Genomic DNA, 21,648 nt, shown 5'->3' on the forward strand with positions numbered 1-21,648 from the left:
ACTGCTTTAACTATCCCCTGCCCTTGCGGCTTTGAATGCCACATGGGCAGGGAAAGATTCACGCGACGCTGCCGCGCGGCACACACTGCCGCATAACAACGACGTTATTGATTTCTGGAACACCTGGTTTCCACCCGCAAAGTCCCCCGTAACAGGTGTGGCTTTGCGGGCGAAACAGGCGGCTGCGCTTTATCGTATTCGAAGGCGCTTATATGGCGCTGTCGCCGCTCTCGCCCGTGCGGATGCGGACGGCATCCAATAGATCTACGACGAAGATCTTGCCGTCACCGATTTTTCCAGTGCGAGCCTTGTCGGCGATGATCTTGACTGCGGCGGCTACCTCGGAGTCTTCGACGGCGACTTCGATTTTAACCTTGGGCAGGAAGTCCACGGTGTATTCAGAGCCGCGGTAGATTTCGACGTGGCCTTTCTGACGGCCGAAGCCTTTGACCTCGGTGACAGTCATACCTTCGATGCTAATCGAGGTCAGTCCCTCTTTAACTTCCTCAAGTTTGAAGGGCTTGATGATGGCGATGATAAGTTTCATGTTGGTTTTTCAGTTGGGGTTAGCCGATGTAACCTTCTTCGCCGTGTTCAGCGGTATCCAGACCGGCCGATTCGACTTCAGCAGTCGGACGAAGGCCAATGGTGAATTTAACGATGAGGGCAATGATGGCGGTGGCCACGACGCTCCAGACGATGGTCAGGGCGCAGGCTTTGAGCTGGGCCATCACGAGACCTTCCTTGAGAGGACCGACCACGGAGTTGATCTTCTCGTCGGCAAACACGCCGGTGAGGATCGCACCCATGGTGCCGCCGACGCCGTGCACGCCGAAGGTGTCGAGCGCGTCATCGTAGCCGAGGATCTTTTTCAGGTAGGAAACCGCGATGAACGGAACGATACCGGCGAGCACGCCGATCAAGACGGCCGAGTTCATGGAAACGAAACCGGCGCCGGGGGTGATGACCACCAGACCAGCAACAATACCGGAGCAGAAGCCGAGGACGGAGGGATGGCCCTTGAGGACCCACTCGGCCATACCCCAGGTGAAACCGGCGATGGCGGCTGCGAGGGTCGTGGTCGCGAAGGCATTGGAGGCGATCGCATCGGCGCCGAGGGCGGAACCGGCGTTGAAGCCATACCAGCCGACCCAGAGCATACCGGTGCCGACGGTGCAAAGCACCAAGGAGTGCGGAGGCATCGGGACTTTGCCGAAGCCGTTACGCTTGCCGAGGATGATACAGAGAACCAGCGCAGACCAACCCGAGGTCATGTGCACCACGGTGCCACCGGCGAAGTCGATCGCCTTGATGCCGGCGCCGGCGTTAAGGATGCCCGACATAAAGCCCGTGCCGCTCCACACCATGTGGGCGAATGGGAAATAGACCGCGAACATCCAGAGCGTCACGAACACGAGGACCGAGATGAACTTCATGCGCTCGGCGATCGCACCGACGATCAGGGCCGGCGTGATGATGGCGAAGGACAGCTGGAACATCGCCCACATGGAGTCACTGATCCAATAGTAACCGGCGCCGACGTTGCCTGGCTCCACGCCCTTCAGGAACGCGAAGGTCGTATCACCGATAAAGGCATTGCCGCCACCGAAGGCCAGGCTGTAACCGACAGCCCACCACAGGATGGTAACCAGACCGGCGACACCCATACACTGGGCGAGGACGGAGAGAACGTTCTTCTTGCGAACCAAGCCGCCGTAGAAGAGAGCCAAACCGGGTAGCGTCATGAAAATGACCAGCGCAGTGCTGACCATCTGCCATGCGTTGTGGCCGGGACCGGGTCCGGGGATCTTCGAAACGACATCCGGCGTGCGCGCCGTGTTGTTCACGTAGGCCTCGAGATCGGCCAGGCGTTGTTCAACGGTAGGCTCAGCCGGTGCTGCTGGTGCCGCGGGTGCGGCTTCCTGAGCCTGGCTCGTGGTGAGAGCACAGGCTATTAAAAGAGATGCAAAGATGAGTCGCGCGTAGCGCGAAAAAAGGTGTTTCATGAGACGGAAATTCAGAGTGATTTAAAACGAGCAATGGAGAACGAAGTGACCTGCCGTCGAGGGACGGGAGGATCCTTGTTTCGCATGCCACTCGTTTCGGCACTTTGAGCTTCCGGCAAAGACTGGTCCAAAAGACGTTCGAGTGTGAAAACGGGAATCAACACGTCCAACGGCCTATCCACACCAAAAACAAACGAAGGTAGCTCGGCACGATTGGGCCGACTGACGCCTTGGATTGAGAAATCCTGACTGACGGCAAACACCGGTCCCTCCTCGTAAACCGACTCAAGTATCACCAAGTCCCTGGGCGTTTCCTCGGGCGCGGCATTCAGGTGAATGCAGCTTAAACCGCAGAACCCCAAGCACGCACAAATGGCTAGGATTATACGATAAATGGAGGGCGATGATGCCATGAATGAGATGCATAAGCAGTTCCCGTTCCACTCTCGGATGCTTGGCCGTGTTTTGAATTAAAGATCATCATGTCTGTTCGTCATATGAAAACAGCCCCGCGGTGGTCTAGGCCGGGGGCTGTAGTGTTCATGGGAGAACTCCATTCACAAATCACACGACTAACTTGAGAATGGAAAGTGGTTGGCTGGACAGGTGGCCCCAAATGCACGCCATGGGGCTGAATCGTTCAGTGCGCACCTGTCCGCCGTAATCCCTACCCCGGGACTACGCCTCTCGGGTCAGGGGATTCACGTAAGCGAAGATTACAGGCTGTAGCCTTCTTCGTTGTGTTCGCTGATATCGAGGCCGAGTCGCTCGACTTCAGGTGATGCACGAAGTCCCATGACGACCTTGATTGCGTAAGCGATAATGATGGTGGCCACGATCGACAGCACGGTAGTGAGGGCGATCGCTTTGAGCTGCTCAATCCACAGCGAACCGTTGGCTACGATATGGGCGAGTCCGTTGGACTTGGCGTAGCCATTGGCGACCGTGAGATTGGCGTTAATCGAACTGTTCGCGAGCAAGCCCGTGAGCAACGCGCCCAATGTTCCTCCGACCGCATGCACACCAAATGTATCCAGAGCGTCATCGTAACCGAAAACCGCCTTCAGCTTCACGCAGAACAGAAACGGAATCGCACCGGCCAGAACACCAATGATGACCGCACCGTTGGCACTGACGAAGCCTGCGGCCGGCGTGATCACGACCAAGCCCGAAACCGCACCGGAGCACATGCCGAGGATTGAAGATGTTTTCTTAAATACCACGACCTCAAGACCGGCCCACACCAGTGAGGCGATGGCAGCTGAGAGGGTGGTGGCCAAAAATGCGCCCCCTGCGATGCCGTCGGCAGCCGCGGCAGAACCGGCATTGAAACCATACCACCCCACCCAGAGCATACCCGTGCCCACCATGCAAAGCACCATGCTGTGCGGAGCCATGGGCTCTTTTCCGAAACCAATACGCGGCCCGAGGATAATGCACAGCACCAGTGCCGACCAGCCTGCCGACATATGCACAACGGTGCCTCCGGCGAAATCGATCGCGCGAATCATCGCACTGCCGTTCCACACGCCATTCATGAGACCGTCGACGCCCCACACCATGTGGGCCAAGGGAAAATACACCGCAAACATCCAGAGAATCACGAACGCCACGACGGCCGAGAACTTCATGCGCTCGGCGATCGCACCAATGATCAGCGCGGGAGTGATGATCGCGAACATCATCTGATACATTGACCAGACGGAGTGCGAAATCCACGCCGAGTAATCGAGATTGGGCGCTGCCCCGACCCCCTCAAGAAAGACGTATTTCAAGCCTCCCAAATAAGGTGTTCCGGGAGCGAAAACCAAACTGTAGCCCACGCCCCACCAGAGCAGGGTGACCACACCCGTGATGGCCATGCATTGCGCCAGCACGGACAGCACATTTTTGCGACGCACCAAACCACCGTAAAACAACGCCAAGCCGGGGAGCGTCATGAAGAGAACGAGTGCCGCGCTCGTCATCATCCATCCATTATGGCCTGGACCGGGTCCGGCGACCCTTGAAGCGACATCCGCAGTGCGGGCGCTATTGTTGATGTAGGCCTCTACGTCAGCGACACGTTGGTCGAGCGTAGGTTCAGGAGGAGTCGCGGATTGCGCCCGGCTCGCAACAGCGAGCGTGCAGGCAATGAAAAGTGATCGGATGAATACGCGGAAGCCGCGCAAAAAAGTGAGTTGCATATAGCCAAAGTGTTAAGTGACCGAAGATGAAGTGGAGAGATGGACGCCGTTCCCCAGAGGGCGGGCGGACCATTATTTCTCACATATTCAACTGCGGCCTCATACACTTTGCATGCAGGCGGATTGACCGAAGCCTGGACTCGCAGCACCGGCTCGGGCACTTCGATACCCGCGATAAGCAACGCGTAAAACTGTGTTTCGTTGGAACGTTTTACCGGAGCAGTCGCCTTACCCGAGTCCTTTTCTTTATCGATGCTGACGAAATACGGAATCTCGGCATTCGAAGAATTGGTGAACTGTAACTCATGCGTGGAGGCTTCTTTGTTTCCCGCCTCCACTGAGCCCAAATTCAAGCCAAACAGGCCGCAGCATAGGAGTGCGGTCAGCAGGCGTGAAAATGGAGGTGCGCGAAACATTGCGCACAACGGAAAGCAGCTCTCGTTCCAGTTACCAGAGAGACGTGATTAGTGCGCAATCTCGACATCGCGCGCCGGATGACGCGTGAGCTTGTCGATCCAGGCGAGCACCACGGCGGACAACACGAAGGTGATGTGGATGATCACCTGCCACTTCATCGTCTGCTCGCTCATCTTGTCTGCATTGATGAAGGTCTTGAGCAGGTGGATCGACGAAATGCCGATCAAGGCCATTGCCAGCTTCACTTTCAGCACGCCGGCATTCACATGAGAAAGCCACTCGGGCTGGTCGGGGTGGTTCTTCAAATTCAGACGTGAAACGAAGGTCTCGTAGCCGCCCACGATCACCATGATGAGCAGGTTCGCGATCATCACCACATCGATGAGGCCCAGAACGGTGAGCATCACGATCGTCTCGGTGTCATTCACGCCGGCGGGCACCGAAGAGGGCGGCAGGTGCCCGAGGACGGCGAAACCAATCAGATGCCACAACTCGACGAGAAAACGGTAAACATAGACAACCTGCGCGACGATCAGTCCGACATAAAGAGGCGCCTGCAGCCAGCGGCTGAGAAAGATCAAATCGGCAAGCGGAGAGAGCGTTTTGCGTTGAGCGGGCGAAGACATGGATCGGAATAGAAGGGGGTGAAAGGTTTTCGTTTAACGAAGAAACTGGGTGATGCGCGGGATCGCCTCGGTGTTGGCGTCGGCGAGCACATAGTGTCCGGCATCTTCCAGATAATAGGTCTGGGCCTGCGGCAAACGTTTTTTCCACTCGTTGAAAAAGTGATCATTGAAGCAGAAATCACGTCCGCCCCAAATGATCAGCGCCGGGTTTTGTTTAAAGTGTTTCAAGCCCGCAGCCGTGTCACTGAGCGTGCGCCAGGTCGGGTGCGAGGGAACCATGGGGATGTCTTTGACGAACGCGTCGACGGCCACTCGATTCGCCCATGAGTCGTAAGGGAGCAGGAAACCGCGCTTCTCGTCTGAACTCAGCTTCCGGCGGTTCATGGACATCCACACGGCCGGCCCGGCGAAGCCATTGAGGCCGCGAACGAGCGCCGTCCCAGGGAACTTCGTTTTGCACACGCCGATGCGACGGGGAATGTGCGGCGAAGGAAATGCCCCGGTGTTTAAAACAACCAGCTTTCCGATGCGTTGCGGATAACGCGCCGCGTAACCGAAGCCGATCGCACCACCCCAATCATGCACCACGAGGTGAATACGCTTAACACCCAAGTGCGTCACCAGTGCATCCACATCTCCGATACGCGCCTCGAGCGTGTAGGGATAATTCTCGGGTTTTTCGGAAAGCCCCATGCCGATGTGGTCGGGAACGATGCAGCGCATCGTCGGCGAGACGGCCTGCACGAGTTCGCGGTAATAGAACGACCAAGTCGGGTTGCCGTGCAGCATCAGCACGGCCTCCTCGCTCTCGCCGCCTTCGTCGAGATAGCTCATGCGGGCACCGCGCGGCGTCTCAAAGGACTTCGGCGTGAAAGGATAGAGCGGCTTGAGCCAATCAGGAATCGTTACCATTCGAGTGCGAGCATCAGACAGTTGAGGCCGCTGCCGATGCCGAGCAGCGCAACCTTGGTTCCCTCGCCCACCGCGCCGGCTTCGACGGCCTTGGCGAGCGTGGCGGGCAGCGCCACCGAGCCGGTGTTGCCGAGGGTTTCAAACGTGGAAAAATCCTTGGTCAAATCGAGGCCGAGCGCCTCGTAGAGTTTGCGGCGGTGCGTGCTGCCCACCTGATGGCAGATGAAGCGGTCCGCCGTCGCCGCATCATAACCCGTCTCGGCGGTGAACGCGTCCCATGTCTCGCGGGCGAGCGTGAGGCCGGCGGTGAGCAGAGCCTCGCTGTCAGTCTGCATCGCGAGCGCTTCGGCACCGTGGCTGTCGCCCTGGCAGAGTTCGCTATGAACCGTCGCGGCGCGCGCGATGCCGCCCAGCAGCCGGTGCGGACGCACACCTTTCGGGATCAGTGAATCGTGACAGACCACTGCTCCAACCGCACCGGAGCCGATGGTAAGATTGGCGAAGAAGGGTTTGATGCCGTTGCGATCGAGTGGTGCTTCCAGCAGGGTCTTCAGTGTTTGCTGAACGAGCGGCCCGCCGTTCTCACCGGACACAATGAGCGCGCATTTGATTTGACCGCTTTCAATCATACCGGCGGCAACGGTCAGAGCGTTGAGGAAACCAAGACAGGCGTTCGATACGTCAAAAATTTGCGCGGTGGTGGGAAGTCCGATCTTGCGATGGGCGAACGACGCGGTGGCGGGCTCCATCATGTCGCGACAGACGGCGCTGTGGATAAAGAGCTCAACCTGTTCGGCGCGCAGACCGGACTTGGCGAGCGCAGCCTTGCCGGCAGCCGCGCTGGCATCGGACGGACGCGTGCCCTGCGGCCATACGCGACGCTCGCGAATGCCCGTCATGAGTTCGAGACGGCCAAAGGGAAGCTTCAGGCGTTCGTAGAGCGGACGCAGGGTTTCCTCCACCTGCGTGGTGGTGATGATCTCGTCAGGCAGTGCGACGGCCAGCGATTCGATGCACGTGTGGGCGAAGCGCATCAGGCTTTGTTTTCCATGCGCATCGTCAGACGCACAATTTCCTTATCGAAGAAGTTGCTGCCGAGGCCGGCATCCACCGTGACCGTGGTTGCGTTGAGTCCGCTGCTGCGTTCGCTGAGAAGGAACACCGCGGTGTTGGCGACTTCCTGCGTGGCGAGATTGCGTTTACGGAGGGTGAGTTTTTCCGCGTAGAGATAGCTCTCCAAATATCCGGGGATGCCCGCCGAGGCACTGGTTTTGAGCGGCCCGGCGCCGACGACGTTGAAGCGGACCTCGCTGTGATCGCTGAAGGATTTGGCGAGAAAACGTGATGCGGAATCGAGAGCCGCCTTGATCGGCCCCATGTAGCCGTAGTTGTCCGGCGTCACGAGCAGCGACGAGATGCCGATGGTCACGACCGAAGCGTGTTTTGCGAGCAACGGCTTGAAGGCGTTGGCGACTTCGACGAGCGAGAAAGCCGAGATCGCGGTGGCCTGCAGAAAATCTTTGCGCTTGGTCTCGTGGAAGGGCTTGAAGCCCTCGCTGTAGTTGGCGAAAGCGATCGAGTGAACGATGCCGTGGATCGTCTCGTAGCCGGCGGCGCGAATCTCGGCGGCGAGCAACTCCGCAGAGCCCTCGGCCTCGACATCGCAAACGAACACCGGCTTTCCGGCGAGCGTGGCTTCAAGCGAGGCTTTGCGGGCGGGTGAACGCACGCTGTAGAGAACGGTGGCGCCCTGCTCCTCCAGCGTCTTCGCGGTGAACCACGCGACGCTTTTCTTGTTGGCGACGCCGATCACGAGGATCGTCTTGCCGGTGAGATTGAGGAAATCGCTCATTGCTGCGCCTGCTGCTGCTGGCCCTCGGGGGTCTTCCAGGCGACGGCGAAATCAACCGTCAGCACGCGCGTGCCGTCGGCTTTTTTAACAGCACCGTTCATCATGGTGAAACCGCCCATCATTTCCTTTTTTTTCACTTCGATGACGATCTGGTCGCCGGGGTAAACCGGGTTGCGGAAGCGCACGTCGGAGATCTTGGCGAGAAGCGGCACGCCTTCACCCGGTTTCGCGCCGGCGGCCTGTGCCTGACGGGCCATGAAAAGAGCGCCGGTCTGAAACACCGCTTCACACAACAACACGCCGGGCGTGATCGGGGCATTCGGATAATGCCCCTTGTAGAAATCTTCCTCGGCGCGCCAAGTGCGGCGGGCAACGAGTCCGTCGGCTGTCTCGGACACGATATCGTCAACAAACAGGAAAGGCGGACGGTGCGGGATGAGGTCGGTGACAGCTTGTGACATGGGAACGTAAACCACACCGTTCCCGCCCCGTTCCTGCAAGTTTGGAAATAGCCCCCCTGCCCTATTGCAGGCCGTTCCAAATCGGGCCCTTTGTCGCGATCACCGGACCCTGTTTCACCGATTGCGGCTGCGGGGTGTCATAAGGTGCCAATTGGAAAACCGGGAGCACGGGCTTGCCGTTGAGCATTTCATAATGATCGCCCCGTTTTTCGATGAGCAAATAGGAGGCAAACACGCCGCCGCCGCGCTCACCGATGAGCACATCGATGTCCACCACTTCGCCGGCCTTGAGATCTATCCAGTCGCCAGCCTTGAGGTAGCCGCTGGCGGCAGGCTGGCCGGGTGGCTCGGGCGACTTCCATTTCACGGAAGGCGTGGTGATTTCCTTCCAGTTGCTCAGAAGCACGTTTTTCCCGTTGATCGCCACGCTGCACACTTCCTCGCCGTAGCCCCAGAAACGCCACTGTCCGGAGGTGGGCGGAGAGATTTGGCCTTTGTAGTGAATAAGCCAGAACATCGGTTTCACAATGCCGTCCACTCCAAACGCCTTGGGTGCGGCGTTGGCTGAAATGAGCGGGATAAACACCTGCGTCGTGTAAAGTGGGCGGGCGGCGCGAAAATACCGGTTCAACACGCTTTCGTCCCACTTGCTCGCGATGAATTCATCGACCAGCCGGCCATAGGCGGGAATGTCCATCTTCATGGGTTTACGCGCCTGGTCCTGTTTCAAATCGTAAAGAATGCCGACCATCGCCGCGCTACTCGCCTCGGCCGAGCCGAATTCAGAGCGGGACACGGTTTGCGCTCCGAGCGAACCGACCCAAAAAAAGACGATCAACGCAATGACAGGGACGTGGGGCATGGCTGAGAATTTGCACGGTTTCATCGAAGTGAAAACCACAAACATCTGCCTCAGATTCATCCCTCCAACGCGCGCAGGATACCGCCGACATCGGCCATGATATCCTCGCGATTGGCATTACGCTCCTTGCCGACTGGTCCCTCGCCTGCCGGAACCACCGCACGATAATCCAATCGCGCCGCGCGCGCCCAGTGCTCGAAACACGGGTTCACATACGACCGATTAAAAAACTCCACCACGCGCGTTCCTTCGCGGCAGAAAACGACATTCGCCAGCCCCGCGCCATGAGGTGCCACCACGACTCGCGCCGCCGCAAACGCCGCCACTTGCTCGCGCCAAGACATCGCCTCCAACTGCAACTTCACAAACCCGCGCCGCTCTAGCTGCGCCCACAATTCGCCTTCGTTGCCCACCCGCCGTCGCGTCGCGTTTTCCCGCGTGATGTAGAGTTTCTCACCGAAGCCCGACACCGGCAGTTGTTGCCCAAACGCAAATACTCTCACCGTTTCCACCGTCCGCGCGTCCATCGTCACCACGGGTGGAATCACCAGCGTCTCGCACACCCAATGTCCGTGCCGTGTCGCCGAAACCACCCGCTGTTTAAACCCGGCCAATGCGCACACTTCGCTGATGAACGGCGCGCGGTCATGCGCGATTACGTTCTCCGCCTCATCGGCACGCAGGCTCAACCAGCGTGGAAACTCCTCCAGCAACCAGTGCGCGTAACCTTTACCCAAATTCACCGCGACCACCGCAGTCCGTCCCTCCACCGGCGTCGGCGGCCCCATCCATCGGTAGTTCTGCAACCAATGCCGCCCGTCGCCGCGGTAACCAAAATTCCGCGTCAGGTCGCTGACGACTGTCGCGCCGTCCGGCGTCAGCACGATACCCGCATCATAGACCCGTCCGCCCGCTAGCACGACGACGCCGCGTTCATCGCGCGCGGCGCCGAAACGCGGCAGCACCGCGTCCAGCGTTTCATATGAAACCGGCGACGGGTAATGGGACCGACGACCACTCACGACGTATCAACGCTTCCGTCCCGGCGGCGTGCGCGGAGACCACGAGAAATACTCTTTCGGTTCTTCCTGTCCGGGGCGAATGGTCTTCTCCGCCGAGGCGGATTTCGGCGCAGGTGCCGTCGGAGGCAGTCCGGCGGCTTCGCGAAGTTTGTCCTTCTTGCTCTTGCGCGCGCCCTTGATCCCACCGGTCTGCACCGGGGCCGGCACGATGGTCTCCATGGGCTCGAGTCCGGGGAGCTGCTCGCGCTCGATCGAGAGTTTGTTGCGCTTTTCGATCACGCGAAAATGCGCGTCGGTCTCCGCGCTGATGAAGCTCACGGCGACCCCACTCTCCCCTGCCCGTCCGGTCCGTCCGATCCGGTGCGTGTAGTCGTCCGGCGAACGCGGCAGGTCGTAGTTCACGACCACGGGCAGGCTCGCGATATCGATGCCACGCGACGCGAGGTCGGTGGCGATGAGCACGCGGACCTTGCTTGCCTTGAAATCCGCGAGTGCCTGGGTGCGGGCGCCTTGGCTTTGCTCGCCATGAAGGGCGGCGGCGGGAATCCCGGAGCGATTCAGTTTTTCGGCGACGTGCTCGGTCGCGTATTTGGTGGCGACGAAAACGAGGACGCGCGTCCAGCCATTCAACTCGATCAGATTACGGAGGAGTTGCGTGCGCATCGGCACATCGACCTCGAAAGCGCGTTGCTGGATGTCCGGCGCATCGGCCGGCTCGGACGGCATCTCGATGCGTGTCGGATTCAGGAGAAGGTTCTCCGCAAGTTTCCAGACCGCCGGAGGAAATGTCGCCGAAAAGAGCAGGCTCTGCCGGCGTGCCGGTAGCAGGGCGATGATGCGATTCAATTCATCCGCAAATCCGAGTGCGAAGAGCCGGTCGGCTTCGTCCAGCACCAACGTGCCGACATGCGACAGCGACACGGAGTTGTGATCGATCAGATCGAGTAAGCGGCCGGGCGTCGCCACGATGATGTCGGCACCGCCGCCGAGGGCCATCATCTGCGGGTTGATGGAAACACCGCCGACGGCGACGAGTGTTTTGAGCGCGGAATCCTGCGCAAGATGCTGGCTGTAGTCCTGGATTTCACCCGCGATCTGCGCCGCGAGTTCGCGTGTCGGCACAAGAATGAGCGCGCGCACGTAACGGCCGCGACCACGCGGGCCGTCCGTCACCAAACGCTCGATGATCGGCAGGACAAACGCCGCAGTCTTGCCCGAACCGGTTTGCGCCGAAGCCCACACATCGCCGCCGCGCAAGATGGGCGGAATCGCGGCGGACTGAATGGGGGTCGGCGCGAGGTAGCCACGCTCGGTCAGAGCTTGCAGGATCGGCGCGGACAGCCCGAGGGAGGAAAACGACATGGCTCAGAGATGCGCGTAGTCCGTGAGGAAGGGAACGTCGGAATTTTTGACAGGATTAACAGGATACAATCTGGGATGAATTCATCCTGCCTTATAGCCCGTCCATCCTGTCCAAAATTCCGAATTCTTACTTCGGCGCCAACGCAGCCTCGACGGCGGCGATCAACTCGGTGGATTCGGGTGCAACCTTCGACTCGTAGCGGGCGATCACCTGGCCGTCGCGACCGACGAGGAACTTGTTGAAATTCCAGCCGATCTTACCGGGGAATTTCGAACCTTCGCCGGACAAGAACGTATAGAGCGGCGCACGACCGGAACCGTTGACCTCGAGCTTCGAAAACAGCGGGAACTTCACATCGAACTTCGTGGAGCAAAACGCGGCGATTTCTTCCTCGGTGCCCGGCTCTTGTCCGCCGAACTGGTTGCAGGGGAAACCGAGAACGACGAGGCCGCGCTCCTTGTAGGTGGCGTAAAGCGCCTCGAGGCCGGTGTATTGCTTCGTGTAGCCGCACTTCGACGCGACGTTGACGATGAGCAACACCTTGCCGCGGTAGGCGTCGAGGGAGACGTCGGTGCCCTTGATGTCTTTGACGGTGATATCGAAAACGGATTCGGCGGCGTGCATGGTGGTGACGGAAGCGGTAAAGAGAGCGGTCAGAAGGAGCAGGAGTTTCATTTTAGTGGGTAACGAAATAACGGACGGGATCAGGCAACGGACGCCTGCTGTTTCAATGCGAAGAGGTATTTGTCGATCTTGTTGGAGGTGATCACGCCGTAATTAATGGTGCCCAACCAGCCCGACATGATGATGCCGACGCTGCCGGCGTGGAAGAGGCCGGGGAGCTTTTCGGACAAATTCATCGAGACCGGCAGGCCTTCAAACTTCGTGCCGAATGAGGTGCCTTGGAAATGAGTCGTATATCGCTCGATGGTGCGTGGTGTGGCCGCCTCCTTCCAATCGATTTTGGCGCGCACATCCGGGATGTATTTTTCGAGAGCCACGATGCTCTCTTCGATCATGCGTTCTTTTTCCTTTTCGTAGTCTTCCTCCGAAAGCGAATTCCAGTCGGGGTAACGGCCGTTTAGGGACGCGACCACGGTGTAGCGGTCCGAGCCGGGGCGCGTGTCGGGATAATACACCGAGAACGTGCGGCTCGTCGTGTTGATGGAAGTGAGTTCCTCGTTGCTGTAAGCCGGCGCTTCCGAGGTGAACACGAGGTCGCCGATGTGCGGGATTGACTCGCCCTTGCGGATGCCGAGATAGACCTGACACGAGCTGGTGTTGATGCGCACGGCCTTGGCCTGCTCGATGAAATCGGCTGGGAAGTTCTCTTCGCCGGCGAGGCGGAAGATGGTGTTCTTGATGTTGGCGTTGGAAAGAATCGCCTTGGCGCGGATGACGCGGCCGCTCTTGGCGACGATACCGCAGGCCACTTTTTTACCGTCACGCTCTTCGATGAGGATTTTATCGACGAGGACTTTTTTGCGAAGCTCGACGCCGTTTTTACGGAGCTCGTCGGCCATTTTTTCAATGAGCACGTCGGAGCCTCCTTGGAACGTGAACACGCCCGCACCCATGAAATTGGAGAACACGATGCCGAAGGTGATCGCGGGATCATCGAAGTTGGAACCGTTGGCGTAGGAGATCGGCTCCATCAGCAGGCGGTGCACATCGGGACGGCCGGGGAAGAACCGGTTGAACATCTGCCCGGTGGTCTCGGTATTGTTATCGTAGTAGTTCATCGCCCGCAGATGGTCGTAGAACGATTCGACCTGGGCCAAAGGAAGTTTGAACTGCTCGACGAGCACGCGGGTGTAATCCTCGCGGGTGAAGGTGGTCCACACGTCCATCTGCGGGTTCACGAACCGCACGTCCTTGAGTTGGTGAATGGAGTCGGCGATTTCCTTGGTCCAGTAACGGCGGCAGCTCTTGATCATGCCGCTCGGGAAACCGTGCAGGGAGATGTCGAAGATGTGACCGCCCTTGCGGGTGAACCACGTGGCGAGGCCTCCGAACTGGTAGTGGTGTTCAAGGAGGAGGACCTTGTGTCCGGCCTTCGCGAGCACGTTCGCGCCAGTCATGCCGCCAAGGCCGGAGCCAATGACGATGACGTCGTATTCATCTGCAACACCTTTGAGCCAGTCGTAAGCCATGCGGGTAAAGGAAACGAGTGAAGGCGCGCGGCGGACGGGCGCAAGGGGGTTTTATCCAACCACCGTCAGCACGATGCCGGTCAGGATGCCGAGGACCGGGATGATCTTTTGGCGTCCGTTGGCTTCTTTGAAGAGCCACAGGCTGCCCGCAAACGCCACCAAGGTGCTGCCTCGGCGCAAACTGGAGACAAGCGAGACCAGGGCCTCGGGGTTGCGGAGGGCGTCGAAATAAAGGAAGTCGGCAATCAGCAGGGCGAACGAAATACCGAGAATCGTCCAGCGCCATTGGAACGTGTTGCGCGGCCACCAGCGCAGTTTCCATCCGATGACGAGCGGCAGAAAAATGAGCGCGAGGTAGATCGAAAACCAACACTGCACGGTCCCGGCTCGAAAGCCGGCATGCGCCATGAGGAACTTATCGTAGAGTCCACTGACCGCGCCGAGCAAAGTCCCGGCAAGGAGCCAGGCGATCGCTTTGTTTTTATGGAAGTGAATGCCTTCGCGGGCACCGGCGAGTGACAAGCCGACGAAGGACGCGAGGGTGATCCCCACGCCCAGCATCTCGATCCAGTTCGGACGCTCACCGAGGACGAGCAGCGCACCAAAGAGCGTCCACATGGGACCGGTCGAGCGGATGGGCGCAGCGATGGAAAGCGGCAGGCTCTTGAGAGCGAAATAACTGCACAGCCAGGACGCCGCAACGATGGTGGATTTGAGCAGTAGTTGCAGGTGTTGCGTGCCGGTCAACGCATCGACTTGCAATGCCACCGGCAGCGCCACCAGCGCGGAGTTGTCTAGGGCGAGCAACAGGAGCCAGACCGCCGTGCTGCATACGTTGGCAAAAAACAGCACCGGCAGCACGGCATTATCGCGCACCGCATGCTTCGTGCTCAGGTCGTAAAACCCGAGGAAGAAGGCGGACAATAAACTGGCGGCAATCCAGGGCATAAAACCCTCAGGACTGCCTGCGTCGTGAACCTCACGCAAGCGTCACGTCAACCGACGGGTGCCTCGGCCTCCATCGGGCGCGTCCTGCGCGGGACACCTCAATCGAGGGTGATCTTCACCGAGACGTTGCCCTTGGTCGCCTTCGAGTAGGCGCACATCGCATGAGCCTTGGCCACGACATGCTCGGCCTTGTGTTCGTCGAGACCGGGAATGCTCACCAACAACTCGACAGAGAACGGCTGCGGTCCTTCCGGATGCAGCTGCACATGCGCGGTCACGGTGATGCCGTCGTCCGCATGGCCCGACTCCTTGGCGATGTATTTGACCGCGCCGTTGAAACAGGCCGCCCAAGCTGCACCGAACAGATGCTCAGGAGTAAGGCCTTGGGAGTTTTCGGCCGAAGGAGCCTTAAAATGGAGATTAAAGCCTTCTTGGGCGGTTTCGACGGAACCGGTGCGGCCGCCTTGGGAGATCGTTTCTGCGATGGGAGGAAGGGTGCTCATGCTGCGGTTAGTCCCTACGCAAGGCTGAGCGTTCCGGATTCATTCATACAAAACCGGTGCAAATATCCGCGCTTGGCGAAACCTCGGCGAGGCCTTCACAGTGCACCCAGCCATGTCTTCGGCCTTTCTCAACATTTCCAGCTACAAGTTCACGCCGTTCGAGAGCGACGAACTCCCGGCCATCCGCGACCGGCTCCTCGAGGTGAGCATCGCCCAGGGATTAAAAGGCACGATCTTGCTGAGCACGGAAGGCATCAATCTCTTCGTTGCCGGCCCGACGGACAACGTGAACGCGCTCCTCGCCGAGATCCGCACACTGCGCGGTCTGGACGATCTCACGCCCAAGGAAAGTTTCAGCGGCGACCAGCCGTTCAACCGGATGCTGGTGAAGATCAAAAAAGAGATCATATCCTTTGGTCTTGAAGGCATCGATCCGGCGCGCAAACCGGCCCCGAAACTTTCCCCGAAGACTCTGAAGCAGTGGCTCGACGAAGGCCGCAAGATCACGCTGCTCGACACGCGCAACGACTACGAAGTGCGCCTCGGCACGTTCACCGGTGCGATCGATCCCCGCATCAACACCTTTCGCGCGTTTCCCGACGCGGTGAGCAAGTTGCCCGAGGAATTAAAAACGCAACCGATCGTGATGTTTTGCACGGGCGGAATCCGCTGCGAGAAGGCCGGTCCGCTCATGATGCGCGAGGGGTTTGAAAACGTATTCCAGCTCGACGGCGGGATTCTCAAATATTTCGAGGAGTGCGGCGGCGCACATTACGAAGGCGAATGTTTCGTGTTTGACCGTCGCGTGGGCGTGAATGCCGACCTAAAACCAACCGGCTCCGCGTTGTGCTGGGTATGCCAGATGCCACTGACCCTCGCAGAGCAACGCGACGAGCGCTACGTTTACGAGAAATCCTGCCCGTATTGTTTTAAGACGGCAGGCGCGTAACTGAAATGACTTCGACGGCGTTGTCCGGCAATGCGCGCCAGCTGATATTCCAACCGGCAAGCGCCATCCCGTAGATGCGTTCGGGCTCGTCTTGGTAGGCGGGTTGCAAGTCGAGACGCAGAACCTGGCGAACCAGTCGCACCGTCGTCTCTCCGAGTAACGCGGCAATCTCGGGCGTAAGTTGCACGGCGGTTTCCTCGCGGGCAAACGGTGTGCTTTGCGACCAGTCCGAAGTCGCCTCGGTGCGCGCTTCGCACCACGGCAGGTAAGGCTTGATGTCGTAAACCGGCGTGCCCTCCACCGCGTCGATACCGGCGACGCGCAATACACCGTCTTCGATCGCCAGCAGCCGCACGAGAGACAAGCCAAGTCCATTGGGGCGATTGGGTGCGCGCGAAGCGAACACCCCTACCCGCTCGTTACCGCCGAGCCGGGGCGGACGCACGGTTGCGGCACCTGTCCAGGGTGGGTTTTGATGAAACCCCGTCACCAGCCAGATGTGAGAAAACGCAGTCAGTCCACGCACGAAATCCGGCGCGGAAAACTCAGGGAGGAATTCCACGCGGCCCTCGGCTTCCGGGATAAATCCGCTCTGCCGCGGCACGCCGAATTTTTCAGCAAAAGGTGTGCGCAGGGTTGCGACGGGACGCAGTGAAAGGAGGGCGGACATGTCGTTGATTGGATCGAGCGTGCAGTCGTGCCAGCACATGACCAGCTTTGATAAGCCTTGGCCGATGGAATGCACGGGCCGTATTTATCGATACTATATTATTGATAAACCGAGTTTATATAGGTTTATTAATTATATGTTATCGCTTAAATCCACACAAGAAGTAGCCAAAGATCTGGCTATTCGCGTGCGGGAGCACCGGTTGCAACGCGGGTGGACTCAAGACGAAATGGCTCTTCGGGCCGGCATGAAGACACCTACCTATGTGTTGTTTGAGCGCACCGGACGCATCGCTGTGGCGCGGTTGCTAAAGGTGTTTGAAGTCCTCGATTGGCTGGAGGCGTTTGACCAGATCGGTCGCGGCCAGGATCTCGCAGGTGTGTCTCTCGATGACCTCACGCAGCCGGAACGAAAACGCGGACGGAGGAAAACGTCATGAGTCGGGTCACGGTGAATTATCAAGGGATCAAGGTCGGTGAACTCGCGGTCGCGCGTGGAGGGATTTTTTTTGAATACGCGGCAGAGTTCATCGCAAGCGGACACGAGCTGTCGCCGTTTCACCTGTCGCTGAGTTCGGGTGTGAAGGCGCGCGATACGGCGGTGCCGACGATGCGTTTGCACGGTTTGTTTGAAGACTCGCTACCCGATCATTGGGGCCGTCGCGTGATGACCGCATGGTTCCGTGAACGCGGCACGCCGGAGCATGCGGTGACTCCGCTCATGATGCTGGCCTACGTCGGTCAACGCGCGATGGGCGCGCTCGATTACACGCCGGAGCTCGACGTGTCTGCGCCCGGCGAAGTCACCCTGCCCGATCTCTACACCGCCGCGGCCGAGGCGGAAAAAAGCGGCGAGATCGATCTGGATGTGCTCGCGCAAATCGGTTCATCGGCCGGCGGTGCGCGCCCCAAGGCGTTGCTCAATTTGCCCGATTCGGGCACCGGTCCGGCGCAGGCCGCCGCGGTGGTGGCGGATGGCTATTCGTCATGGATCGTCAAATTCGACACGACACGCGATGGCACGGCGGGGCCGCTGGAAGAAGCTTATGCGCGCATGGCGCGTGCGGCGGGCGTGGATTTCCCAGAGACGCGTTTACTGGAGACAAAACACGCGGACGGCGTGCGTCGTCACTTTGCGGTGAAGCGTTTCGACCGCGAAGGTGCGGAGCGTCTGCATCACCACACGCTCGGTAGTTTGCTGCATGCGGGCGGCGGCGATCTGGATTATCAGACGCTGCTACGCGCCACGCGCCGTCTCACCAAGGATGAACGTGAAGTCTGGCGCGCCTATCGTCGGGCCGTGTTCAACGTGCTCGCCGGCAATCGCGATGACCACGCGAAGAACCACGGTTTTATTTATCGTAACCGCGCGTGGACTCTCGGGCCTGCTTATGACCTCACGTTTACGAGCGCTCAACAAATGCCCGAACGCGGCATGGCCGTGTGCGGCGAACGCCGACGCGCGGGACTGGAGCACCTGAAGAAACTCGCGGCGTCGGAATCTCTGGATGCGAAGGAAGCGGCCCGGATTATCGACGAGGTGCGCGCAGCCTTGGCGAAGTGGCGGGCATTTGCGAATGACGCCGGTGTGCCCACGCTAACCGCCGCTGAGATTGAAGCGGCTTGGTAGCCGCGGAAATCGTTTACTTCCCTCCTGCGAGGATGTGGAAGTTCGCCATCGAGATGCCGCTGAGCATCGCGCCGATAATTCCAAGGAAACCCTGGTCTGTTCCTGCGATGTAGAGGTTGTCGATCGCAGTGCGGCCGTCGCGGATTTTTTGCGGCGAACCGTAGATCGCGCCTCCGAGACGGCCCGTGTATTTGATGATCGTGCGCGGCGTAAACATGTCGGTCGCCAGCGTGGCTTTCGCCAGCGCGTCAGGTGTTGGCAACGCCGGAAGGAAACGCTGCGCGCTCTTCTGGATTTCGGCATACCAGCGGGCTTTGTCCGCGAGGTATTGGTCTTCCGGCAGGTTCACCCACTGGTCGTAGCTCGCTAGACAGGTGCACCGGAAAAGCCCTTCAGGTAGATGCGTATCGGGCCCGAAGTCGAAGTTGTTCGGCATACAGATGACGCCGCTGCGCGTATCAACCTGCGCCTCGCTGCGGGCGTAGGTGAATTTCTCCGAGTCGTTGAAGAAAACGATGGTGTCGTCCCCCCAGCCTAGCGCAGACGGCTCACGATCCAGGACCGTGATCGTCTCCGTGTAGCTGAGCGCGCCGGTCGGTGCGGAAAGTTGGGAGTTGAGAGATGAGAGTTGAGAGTTCAACAGCGCTTCAGTCTCCGGCGCGCCGACCGTGCTGATGACATGCGTGGCGGTGACCTCGGTGCCGTCATCAAGGAGCAACGCACTCGCGTAGCCGTCGCGCGTGATGATCTTTTGGACGCCACACTTCATGCGCCGCTCGCCGCCGGCGGCGCGGTATTTATCGAGGAGCACGCGCAGGATCACGCGCACTCCATCGAGCGGACGGGCAAAGCCTTCCAAGAAGAGTGCCTTGAACATGATCACGAACTGGCCGAACTCCATATCGTGCTCGGTCGCGCTGCCGTAATACATGACCGGGCAGAACAGCATGTCTTCGAGCAGCGGATCCGTCACGTGGCGACGAATCACGGTGCGAGCTGACTCAGGCAACGCGCCGAGCGAGACGTCATCGTAGGTGCGAATGAGCGCGACGAGGCGCCGGAAGCCGTCGATCTGCGCGGGAAACTGGCGGGCGACTTCGCTTTCAAAAACAGTGAAATCGTTGGTGAATGTAAGCGACACTTCGCCACGCGGGCCGAACGCGACGCGCGAACGCTTTTGTTCGCAGAGGGCAAACTCGTCGCGCTCGATGCGCAGCTGGCGAAGGAGCTTGGTGAGCGGCGTGCCTTTGACGCCGGCGCGCACGAAGTTGGTCATCGCGTGTAGGCCCACGTCGTATTTGCGCCCGTCGATGCTGTAAAAACTGTTGAGTCCACCCGTAACGTTGTGCCGTTCGAAGATGCACACCTTCTTGCCGAAGTGTGCGAGACGGATGCCGGCGGCGAGGCCGGACATGCCAGCTCCGATGATGGCGACGTCGTAGTGGGTGGAGGTGTTCATGCGGCTACAAAAAAGGCCTGACGCGAGGTCAGGCCCTGTGGAATCGAAGTCGGGCCGGCTTACTTGCCGAGCGCGGTGAACTTTGGCGTGAGGTAATCGGCGCAGCTATCGAGCGAAGCGAGCTGCGGATAATCGGCCTCGGGCACCTCGATGTTGTGGCGCTTGCGGAGCTCCATGACGATGTCGAGGAAGTCCATTGAATCCAATTGCATCTGGTCGCGGAGGCGAACGTCGGATTTCAGATTGGAGATATCTTCGTCCGGCGCGATGTCGGCGATGATTTCGAGGACCGCTTGTTTGGTTTCGTCTTTCGTCATTTTGAGAATGTAAGGGGCAAGATTACGCCACGTAGCGTTTCACAATCAACGTGGAATTTATGCCGAGCATACCGAATGAGTTGTTCAGGATGGCGTCAACTTTACCGACCTTTTTCGGGTGATTAATCACCAGACCTGGCAACGCGCACTGCGGATCGAGGTCATCGACGTTGATCGTCGGGTGGACAATCAGATCGTCAAACGACGGCAGGTTGCCCGCCAACTCCAACGCGCCGGCCGCGCCCATACAGTGGCCAATGTAGCTCTTCGTGTTGTTGATGTAGGTGTCGGGGCAATTCTCGCCGAAGACGGCGCGGATCGCTTCGCACTCCTGGATGTCGCCCATCGGCGTGGCGGTCGCGTGGGTGTTGACGATGTGGATGTCGTGCGCGTTCAGGCCTGCGTTGGTCAGGGCTTTGCGCACGCACTCGGCCTGGCGGCCGGGGTTCGGCAACACGTAGTCGGAAGCGTCGGAGTTCACGCAGTAACCGCCGATTTCGCCGTAGATTTTGGCGCCGCGTGCAAGGGCGTCGTCGAGACGTTCGAGCGTGTAGAGCGCGCCGCCCTCGGAGATGACGATGCCGTTGCGGGCCTTGTCGAACGGACGCGACGCCTTCAGCGGGTCGGGGTGCGTCGCGAGGGCGTTCTGGGATTTGAAACCGGCGTAGATGCCAAAGGTGTGGATCGATTCGCTGACGCCGCCGCAGATCGCGAGATCCACTTCGCCGAGACGAAGCATTTGCGCGGCGTGGATGAGGCCCATGTTACCGGCGGCACAGGCGGCGCCGATCGTGTAGGCGGGACCGGTGATGCCGAGATTGAGCGAGACTTCACCGGCGGGGTTGTTGGAAACCGTGCGCGGGTTGTGGTAGTGCGACCAATACTTCGTGTCGTAGTTAAACTTCGAAATGGCGTAGATTTCGTTCTCGGTCTCGACGTTACCGTGCTCGGTGGTGCCGACGTAGATGCCGATGCGATCTTTGGGGAAATTGGCGAAGTCGATTTTGCTGTCCGTAACAGCCTCGCGGGCGCAGTAGATCGAGATGGAGCCGGCGCGGGTGCCCACGCGAAGTTCTTTCTTCGTCTGGTATTTAAGGGCGTCGTAATGGCAGACGCCGGCGAGCAATTCGCCCATGTAGCGAATCTCCTTTTTTTCGATGCCGCCTACCCCGTTAAGGAGATTTTGGCGGAATTCGGACAACGTGTTGCCATTGGGGGCGGTGAGACCGACTCCGGTGATGACGATGCGCGGGGATTTAAACGACATGAGCAGGAAAAACCGCTAGCCAACCGGACCATAAACGCAATACAAG

23 protein-coding genes are annotated in these 21,648 nt (G+C 59.4%); 3 read left to right on the top strand and 20 right to left on the bottom strand.

What is annotated here, in order from left to right; all coding sequences use genetic code 11:
* Positions 1–208: 208 nt before the first annotated feature.
* From FPL22_RS02930 to FPL22_RS03000, 16 genes are all read right to left on the bottom strand, one after another.
* A complete protein-coding gene (locus FPL22_RS02930; protein ID WP_144228616.1) occupies positions 209–547 on the bottom strand; it encodes a P-II family nitrogen regulator in 339 nt (112 codons plus the stop codon).
* Between the two features lie 19 nt (positions 548–566).
* Positions 567–2,006 (bottom strand): ammonium transporter, encoded by a 1,440-nt coding sequence (locus FPL22_RS02935; RefSeq protein WP_144228617.1) that lies wholly within the window; start codon positions 2,004–2,006, stop codon positions 567–569.
* A gap of 716 nt (positions 2,007–2,722) precedes the next feature.
* Positions 2,723–4,156 (bottom strand): ammonium transporter, encoded by a 1,434-nt coding sequence (locus FPL22_RS02940; RefSeq protein ID WP_415663349.1) that lies wholly within the window; start codon positions 4,154–4,156, stop codon positions 2,723–2,725.
* Entirely contained in the window at positions 4,057–4,608 is a 552-nt protein-coding gene (locus tag FPL22_RS17920) for a hypothetical protein (protein ID WP_238991297.1), read from the bottom strand. The genes FPL22_RS02940 and FPL22_RS17920 overlap by 100 nt, the downstream gene beginning before the upstream one ends.
* Positions 4,609–4,656: 48 nt before the next feature.
* Positions 4,657–5,235 (bottom strand): TIGR00645 family protein, encoded by a 579-nt coding sequence (locus FPL22_RS02945; RefSeq protein WP_144228619.1) that lies wholly within the window; start codon positions 5,233–5,235, stop codon positions 4,657–4,659.
* 33 nt (positions 5,236–5,268) lie between these two features.
* Positions 5,269–6,147, bottom strand: coding sequence for an alpha/beta fold hydrolase (locus FPL22_RS02950; RefSeq protein WP_144228620.1), 879 nt, complete (start codon positions 6,145–6,147; stop codon positions 5,269–5,271).
* Positions 6,141–7,181 carry a 3-oxoacyl-ACP synthase III gene (locus FPL22_RS02955; protein ID WP_144228621.1) on the bottom strand — a complete coding sequence of 347 codons (1,041 nt, stop codon included), beginning with the start codon at positions 7,179–7,181 and terminating at the stop codon, positions 6,141–6,143. The genes FPL22_RS02950 and FPL22_RS02955 overlap by 7 nt, the downstream gene beginning before the upstream one ends.
* Positions 7,181–7,999, bottom strand: coding sequence for an enoyl-ACP reductase FabI (locus FPL22_RS02960; RefSeq protein ID WP_144228622.1), 819 nt, complete (start codon positions 7,997–7,999; stop codon positions 7,181–7,183). Before FPL22_RS02960 ends, FPL22_RS02955 begins: the two co-directional genes overlap by 1 nt.
* The gene (locus FPL22_RS02965) at positions 7,996–8,460 is read right to left on the bottom strand and encodes a 3-hydroxyacyl-ACP dehydratase FabZ family protein (protein ID WP_144228623.1); all 465 of its coding nucleotides are present in this window, start codon (positions 8,458–8,460) and stop codon (positions 7,996–7,998) included. Before FPL22_RS02965 ends, FPL22_RS02960 begins: the two co-directional genes overlap by 4 nt.
* 61 nt (positions 8,461–8,521) lie before the next feature.
* The gene (locus tag FPL22_RS02970) at positions 8,522–9,322 is read right to left on the bottom strand and encodes a hypothetical protein (protein WP_144228624.1); all 801 of its coding nucleotides are present in this window, start codon (positions 9,320–9,322) and stop codon (positions 8,522–8,524) included.
* Between the two features lie 56 nt (positions 9,323–9,378).
* Positions 9,379–10,287 carry a glycosyltransferase family 61 protein gene (locus FPL22_RS02975; RefSeq protein WP_144228625.1) on the bottom strand — a complete coding sequence of 303 codons (909 nt, stop codon included), beginning with the start codon at positions 10,285–10,287 and terminating at the stop codon, positions 9,379–9,381.
* Between the two features lie 63 nt (positions 10,288–10,350).
* The gene (locus FPL22_RS02980; RefSeq protein ID WP_144228626.1) at positions 10,351–11,706 is read right to left on the bottom strand and encodes a DEAD/DEAH box helicase; all 1,356 of its coding nucleotides are present in this window, start codon (positions 11,704–11,706) and stop codon (positions 10,351–10,353) included.
* A gap of 127 nt (positions 11,707–11,833) precedes the next feature.
* On the bottom strand, positions 11,834–12,331 hold the full coding sequence (locus tag FPL22_RS02985) for a redoxin domain-containing protein (protein ID WP_203235142.1): 498 nt from the start codon (positions 12,329–12,331) through the stop codon (positions 11,834–11,836).
* Between the two features lie 80 nt (positions 12,332–12,411).
* Entirely contained in the window at positions 12,412–13,860 is a 1,449-nt protein-coding gene (locus tag FPL22_RS02990) for a phytoene desaturase family protein (RefSeq protein ID WP_144228628.1), read from the bottom strand.
* Positions 13,861–13,911: 51 nt separating this feature from the next.
* Complete coding sequence (locus FPL22_RS02995; protein WP_144228629.1) at positions 13,912–14,808, bottom strand: DMT family transporter; 897 nt, start codon at positions 14,806–14,808, stop codon at positions 13,912–13,914.
* A gap of 98 nt (positions 14,809–14,906) precedes the next feature.
* Entirely contained in the window at positions 14,907–15,311 is a 405-nt protein-coding gene (locus FPL22_RS03000) for an Ohr family peroxiredoxin (protein WP_144228630.1), read from the bottom strand.
* A 112-nt stretch (positions 15,312–15,423) separates the two neighbouring features.
* Here FPL22_RS03000 and trhO point away from each other — a divergent pair, with 112 nt between their 5' ends.
* Positions 15,424–16,260, top strand: coding sequence for an oxygen-dependent tRNA uridine(34) hydroxylase TrhO (gene trhO / locus FPL22_RS03005; protein WP_144228631.1), 837 nt, complete (start codon positions 15,424–15,426; stop codon positions 16,258–16,260).
* On the opposite strand, the gene tsaA is transcribed toward trhO, so the two are convergent.
* The gene (gene tsaA, locus FPL22_RS03010; protein WP_144228632.1) at positions 16,241–16,930 is read right to left on the bottom strand and encodes a tRNA (N6-threonylcarbamoyladenosine(37)-N6)-methyltransferase TrmO; all 690 of its coding nucleotides are present in this window, start codon (positions 16,928–16,930) and stop codon (positions 16,241–16,243) included. The two genes, trhO and tsaA, sit on opposite strands and share 20 nt — an antisense overlap.
* 247 nt (positions 16,931–17,177) lie before the next feature.
* On the opposite strand from tsaA, the gene FPL22_RS03015 reads away from it, so the two are divergent.
* Together FPL22_RS03015 and FPL22_RS03020 are read left to right on the top strand one after the other, a co-directional pair.
* Positions 17,178–17,369, top strand: a complete 192-nt coding sequence (locus tag FPL22_RS03015) for a hypothetical protein (protein WP_144228633.1) — start codon at positions 17,178–17,180, stop codon at positions 17,367–17,369.
* Positions 17,366–18,559 carry a type II toxin-antitoxin system HipA family toxin gene (locus tag FPL22_RS03020; RefSeq protein WP_144228634.1) on the top strand — a complete coding sequence of 398 codons (1,194 nt, stop codon included), beginning with the start codon at positions 17,366–17,368 and terminating at the stop codon, positions 18,557–18,559. Before FPL22_RS03015 ends, FPL22_RS03020 begins: the two co-directional genes overlap by 4 nt.
* 13 nt (positions 18,560–18,572) lie before the next feature.
* On the opposite strand, the gene FPL22_RS03025 is transcribed toward FPL22_RS03020, so the two are convergent.
* Genes FPL22_RS03025 through FPL22_RS03035 form a run of 3 tightly spaced genes read right to left on the bottom strand, consistent with a single transcriptional unit; the run spans position 18,573 to position 21,602 of the window.
* A complete protein-coding gene (locus FPL22_RS03025) occupies positions 18,573–20,018 on the bottom strand; it encodes a phytoene desaturase family protein (protein WP_144228635.1) in 1,446 nt (481 codons plus the stop codon).
* A 59-nt stretch (positions 20,019–20,077) separates the two neighbouring features.
* Complete coding sequence (locus FPL22_RS03030; RefSeq protein WP_144228636.1) at positions 20,078–20,335, bottom strand: acyl carrier protein; 258 nt, start codon at positions 20,333–20,335, stop codon at positions 20,078–20,080.
* A 22-nt stretch (positions 20,336–20,357) separates the two neighbouring features.
* Positions 20,358–21,602: a beta-ketoacyl-[acyl-carrier-protein] synthase family protein gene (locus FPL22_RS03035; protein ID WP_144228637.1), complete on the bottom strand. Its 1,245-nt coding sequence runs from the start codon at positions 21,600–21,602 to the stop codon at positions 20,358–20,360.
* Between the last annotated feature and the right edge of the window lie 46 nt (positions 21,603–21,648).

The sequence above is a fragment of the Rariglobus hedericola genome (genome assembly GCF_007559335.1).
GTDB lineage: Bacteria > Verrucomicrobiota > Verrucomicrobiia > Opitutales > Opitutaceae > Rariglobus > Rariglobus hedericola.

What these genes read in the sequence shown, in the direction of transcription:
- FPL22_RS02930 (WP_144228616.1), bottom strand. Translation starts at nt 547, where the DNA reads ATGAAACTTATCATCGCCATCATCAAGCCCTTCAAACTTGAGGAAGTT.
- FPL22_RS02935 (WP_144228617.1), bottom strand. Translation starts at nt 2,006, where the DNA reads ATGAAACACCTTTTTTCGCGCTACGCGCGACTCATCTTTGCATCTCTT.
- FPL22_RS17920 (WP_238991297.1), bottom strand. Translation starts at nt 4,608, where the DNA reads ATGTTTCGCGCACCTCCATTTTCACGCCTGCTGACCGCACTCCTATGC.
- FPL22_RS02945 (WP_144228619.1), bottom strand. Translation starts at nt 5,235, where the DNA reads ATGTCTTCGCCCGCTCAACGCAAAACGCTCTCTCCGCTTGCCGATTTG.
- FPL22_RS02950 (WP_144228620.1), bottom strand. Translation starts at nt 6,147, where the DNA reads ATGGTAACGATTCCTGATTGGCTCAAGCCGCTCTATCCTTTCACGCCG.
- FPL22_RS02955 (WP_144228621.1), bottom strand. Translation starts at nt 7,181, where the DNA reads ATGCGCTTCGCCCACACGTGCATCGAATCGCTGGCCGTCGCACTGCCT.
- FPL22_RS02960 (WP_144228622.1), bottom strand. Translation starts at nt 7,999, where the DNA reads ATGAGCGATTTCCTCAATCTCACCGGCAAGACGATCCTCGTGATCGGC.
- FPL22_RS02965 (WP_144228623.1), bottom strand. Translation starts at nt 8,460, where the DNA reads ATGTCACAAGCTGTCACCGACCTCATCCCGCACCGTCCGCCTTTCCTG.
- FPL22_RS02970 (WP_144228624.1), bottom strand. Translation starts at nt 9,322, where the DNA reads ATGCCCCACGTCCCTGTCATTGCGTTGATCGTCTTTTTTTGGGTCGGT.
- FPL22_RS02980 (WP_144228626.1), bottom strand. Translation starts at nt 11,706, where the DNA reads ATGTCGTTTTCCTCCCTCGGGCTGTCCGCGCCGATCCTGCAAGCTCTG.
- FPL22_RS02985 (WP_203235142.1), bottom strand. Translation starts at nt 12,331, where the DNA reads ATGCACGCCGCCGAATCCGTTTTCGATATCACCGTCAAAGACATCAAG.
- FPL22_RS02990 (WP_144228628.1), bottom strand. Translation starts at nt 13,860, where the DNA reads ATGGCTTACGACTGGCTCAAAGGTGTTGCAGATGAATACGACGTCATC.
- FPL22_RS02995 (WP_144228629.1), bottom strand. Translation starts at nt 14,808, where the DNA reads ATGCCCTGGATTGCCGCCAGTTTATTGTCCGCCTTCTTCCTCGGGTTT.
- FPL22_RS03000 (WP_144228630.1), bottom strand. Translation starts at nt 15,311, where the DNA reads ATGAGCACCCTTCCTCCCATCGCAGAAACGATCTCCCAAGGCGGCCGC.
- trhO (WP_144228631.1), top strand. Translation starts at nt 15,424, where the DNA reads ATGTCTTCGGCCTTTCTCAACATTTCCAGCTACAAGTTCACGCCGTTC.
- tsaA (WP_144228632.1), bottom strand. Translation starts at nt 16,930, where the DNA reads ATGTCCGCCCTCCTTTCACTGCGTCCCGTCGCAACCCTGCGCACACCT.
- FPL22_RS03015 (WP_144228633.1), top strand. Translation starts at nt 17,178, where the DNA reads ATGAAGACACCTACCTATGTGTTGTTTGAGCGCACCGGACGCATCGCT.
- FPL22_RS03020 (WP_144228634.1), top strand. Translation starts at nt 17,366, where the DNA reads ATGAGTCGGGTCACGGTGAATTATCAAGGGATCAAGGTCGGTGAACTC.
- FPL22_RS03025 (WP_144228635.1), bottom strand. Translation starts at nt 20,018, where the DNA reads ATGAACACCTCCACCCACTACGACGTCGCCATCATCGGAGCTGGCATG.
- FPL22_RS03030 (WP_144228636.1), bottom strand. Translation starts at nt 20,335, where the DNA reads ATGACGAAAGACGAAACCAAACAAGCGGTCCTCGAAATCATCGCCGAC.
- FPL22_RS03035 (WP_144228637.1), bottom strand. Translation starts at nt 21,602, where the DNA reads ATGTCGTTTAAATCCCCGCGCATCGTCATCACCGGAGTCGGTCTCACC.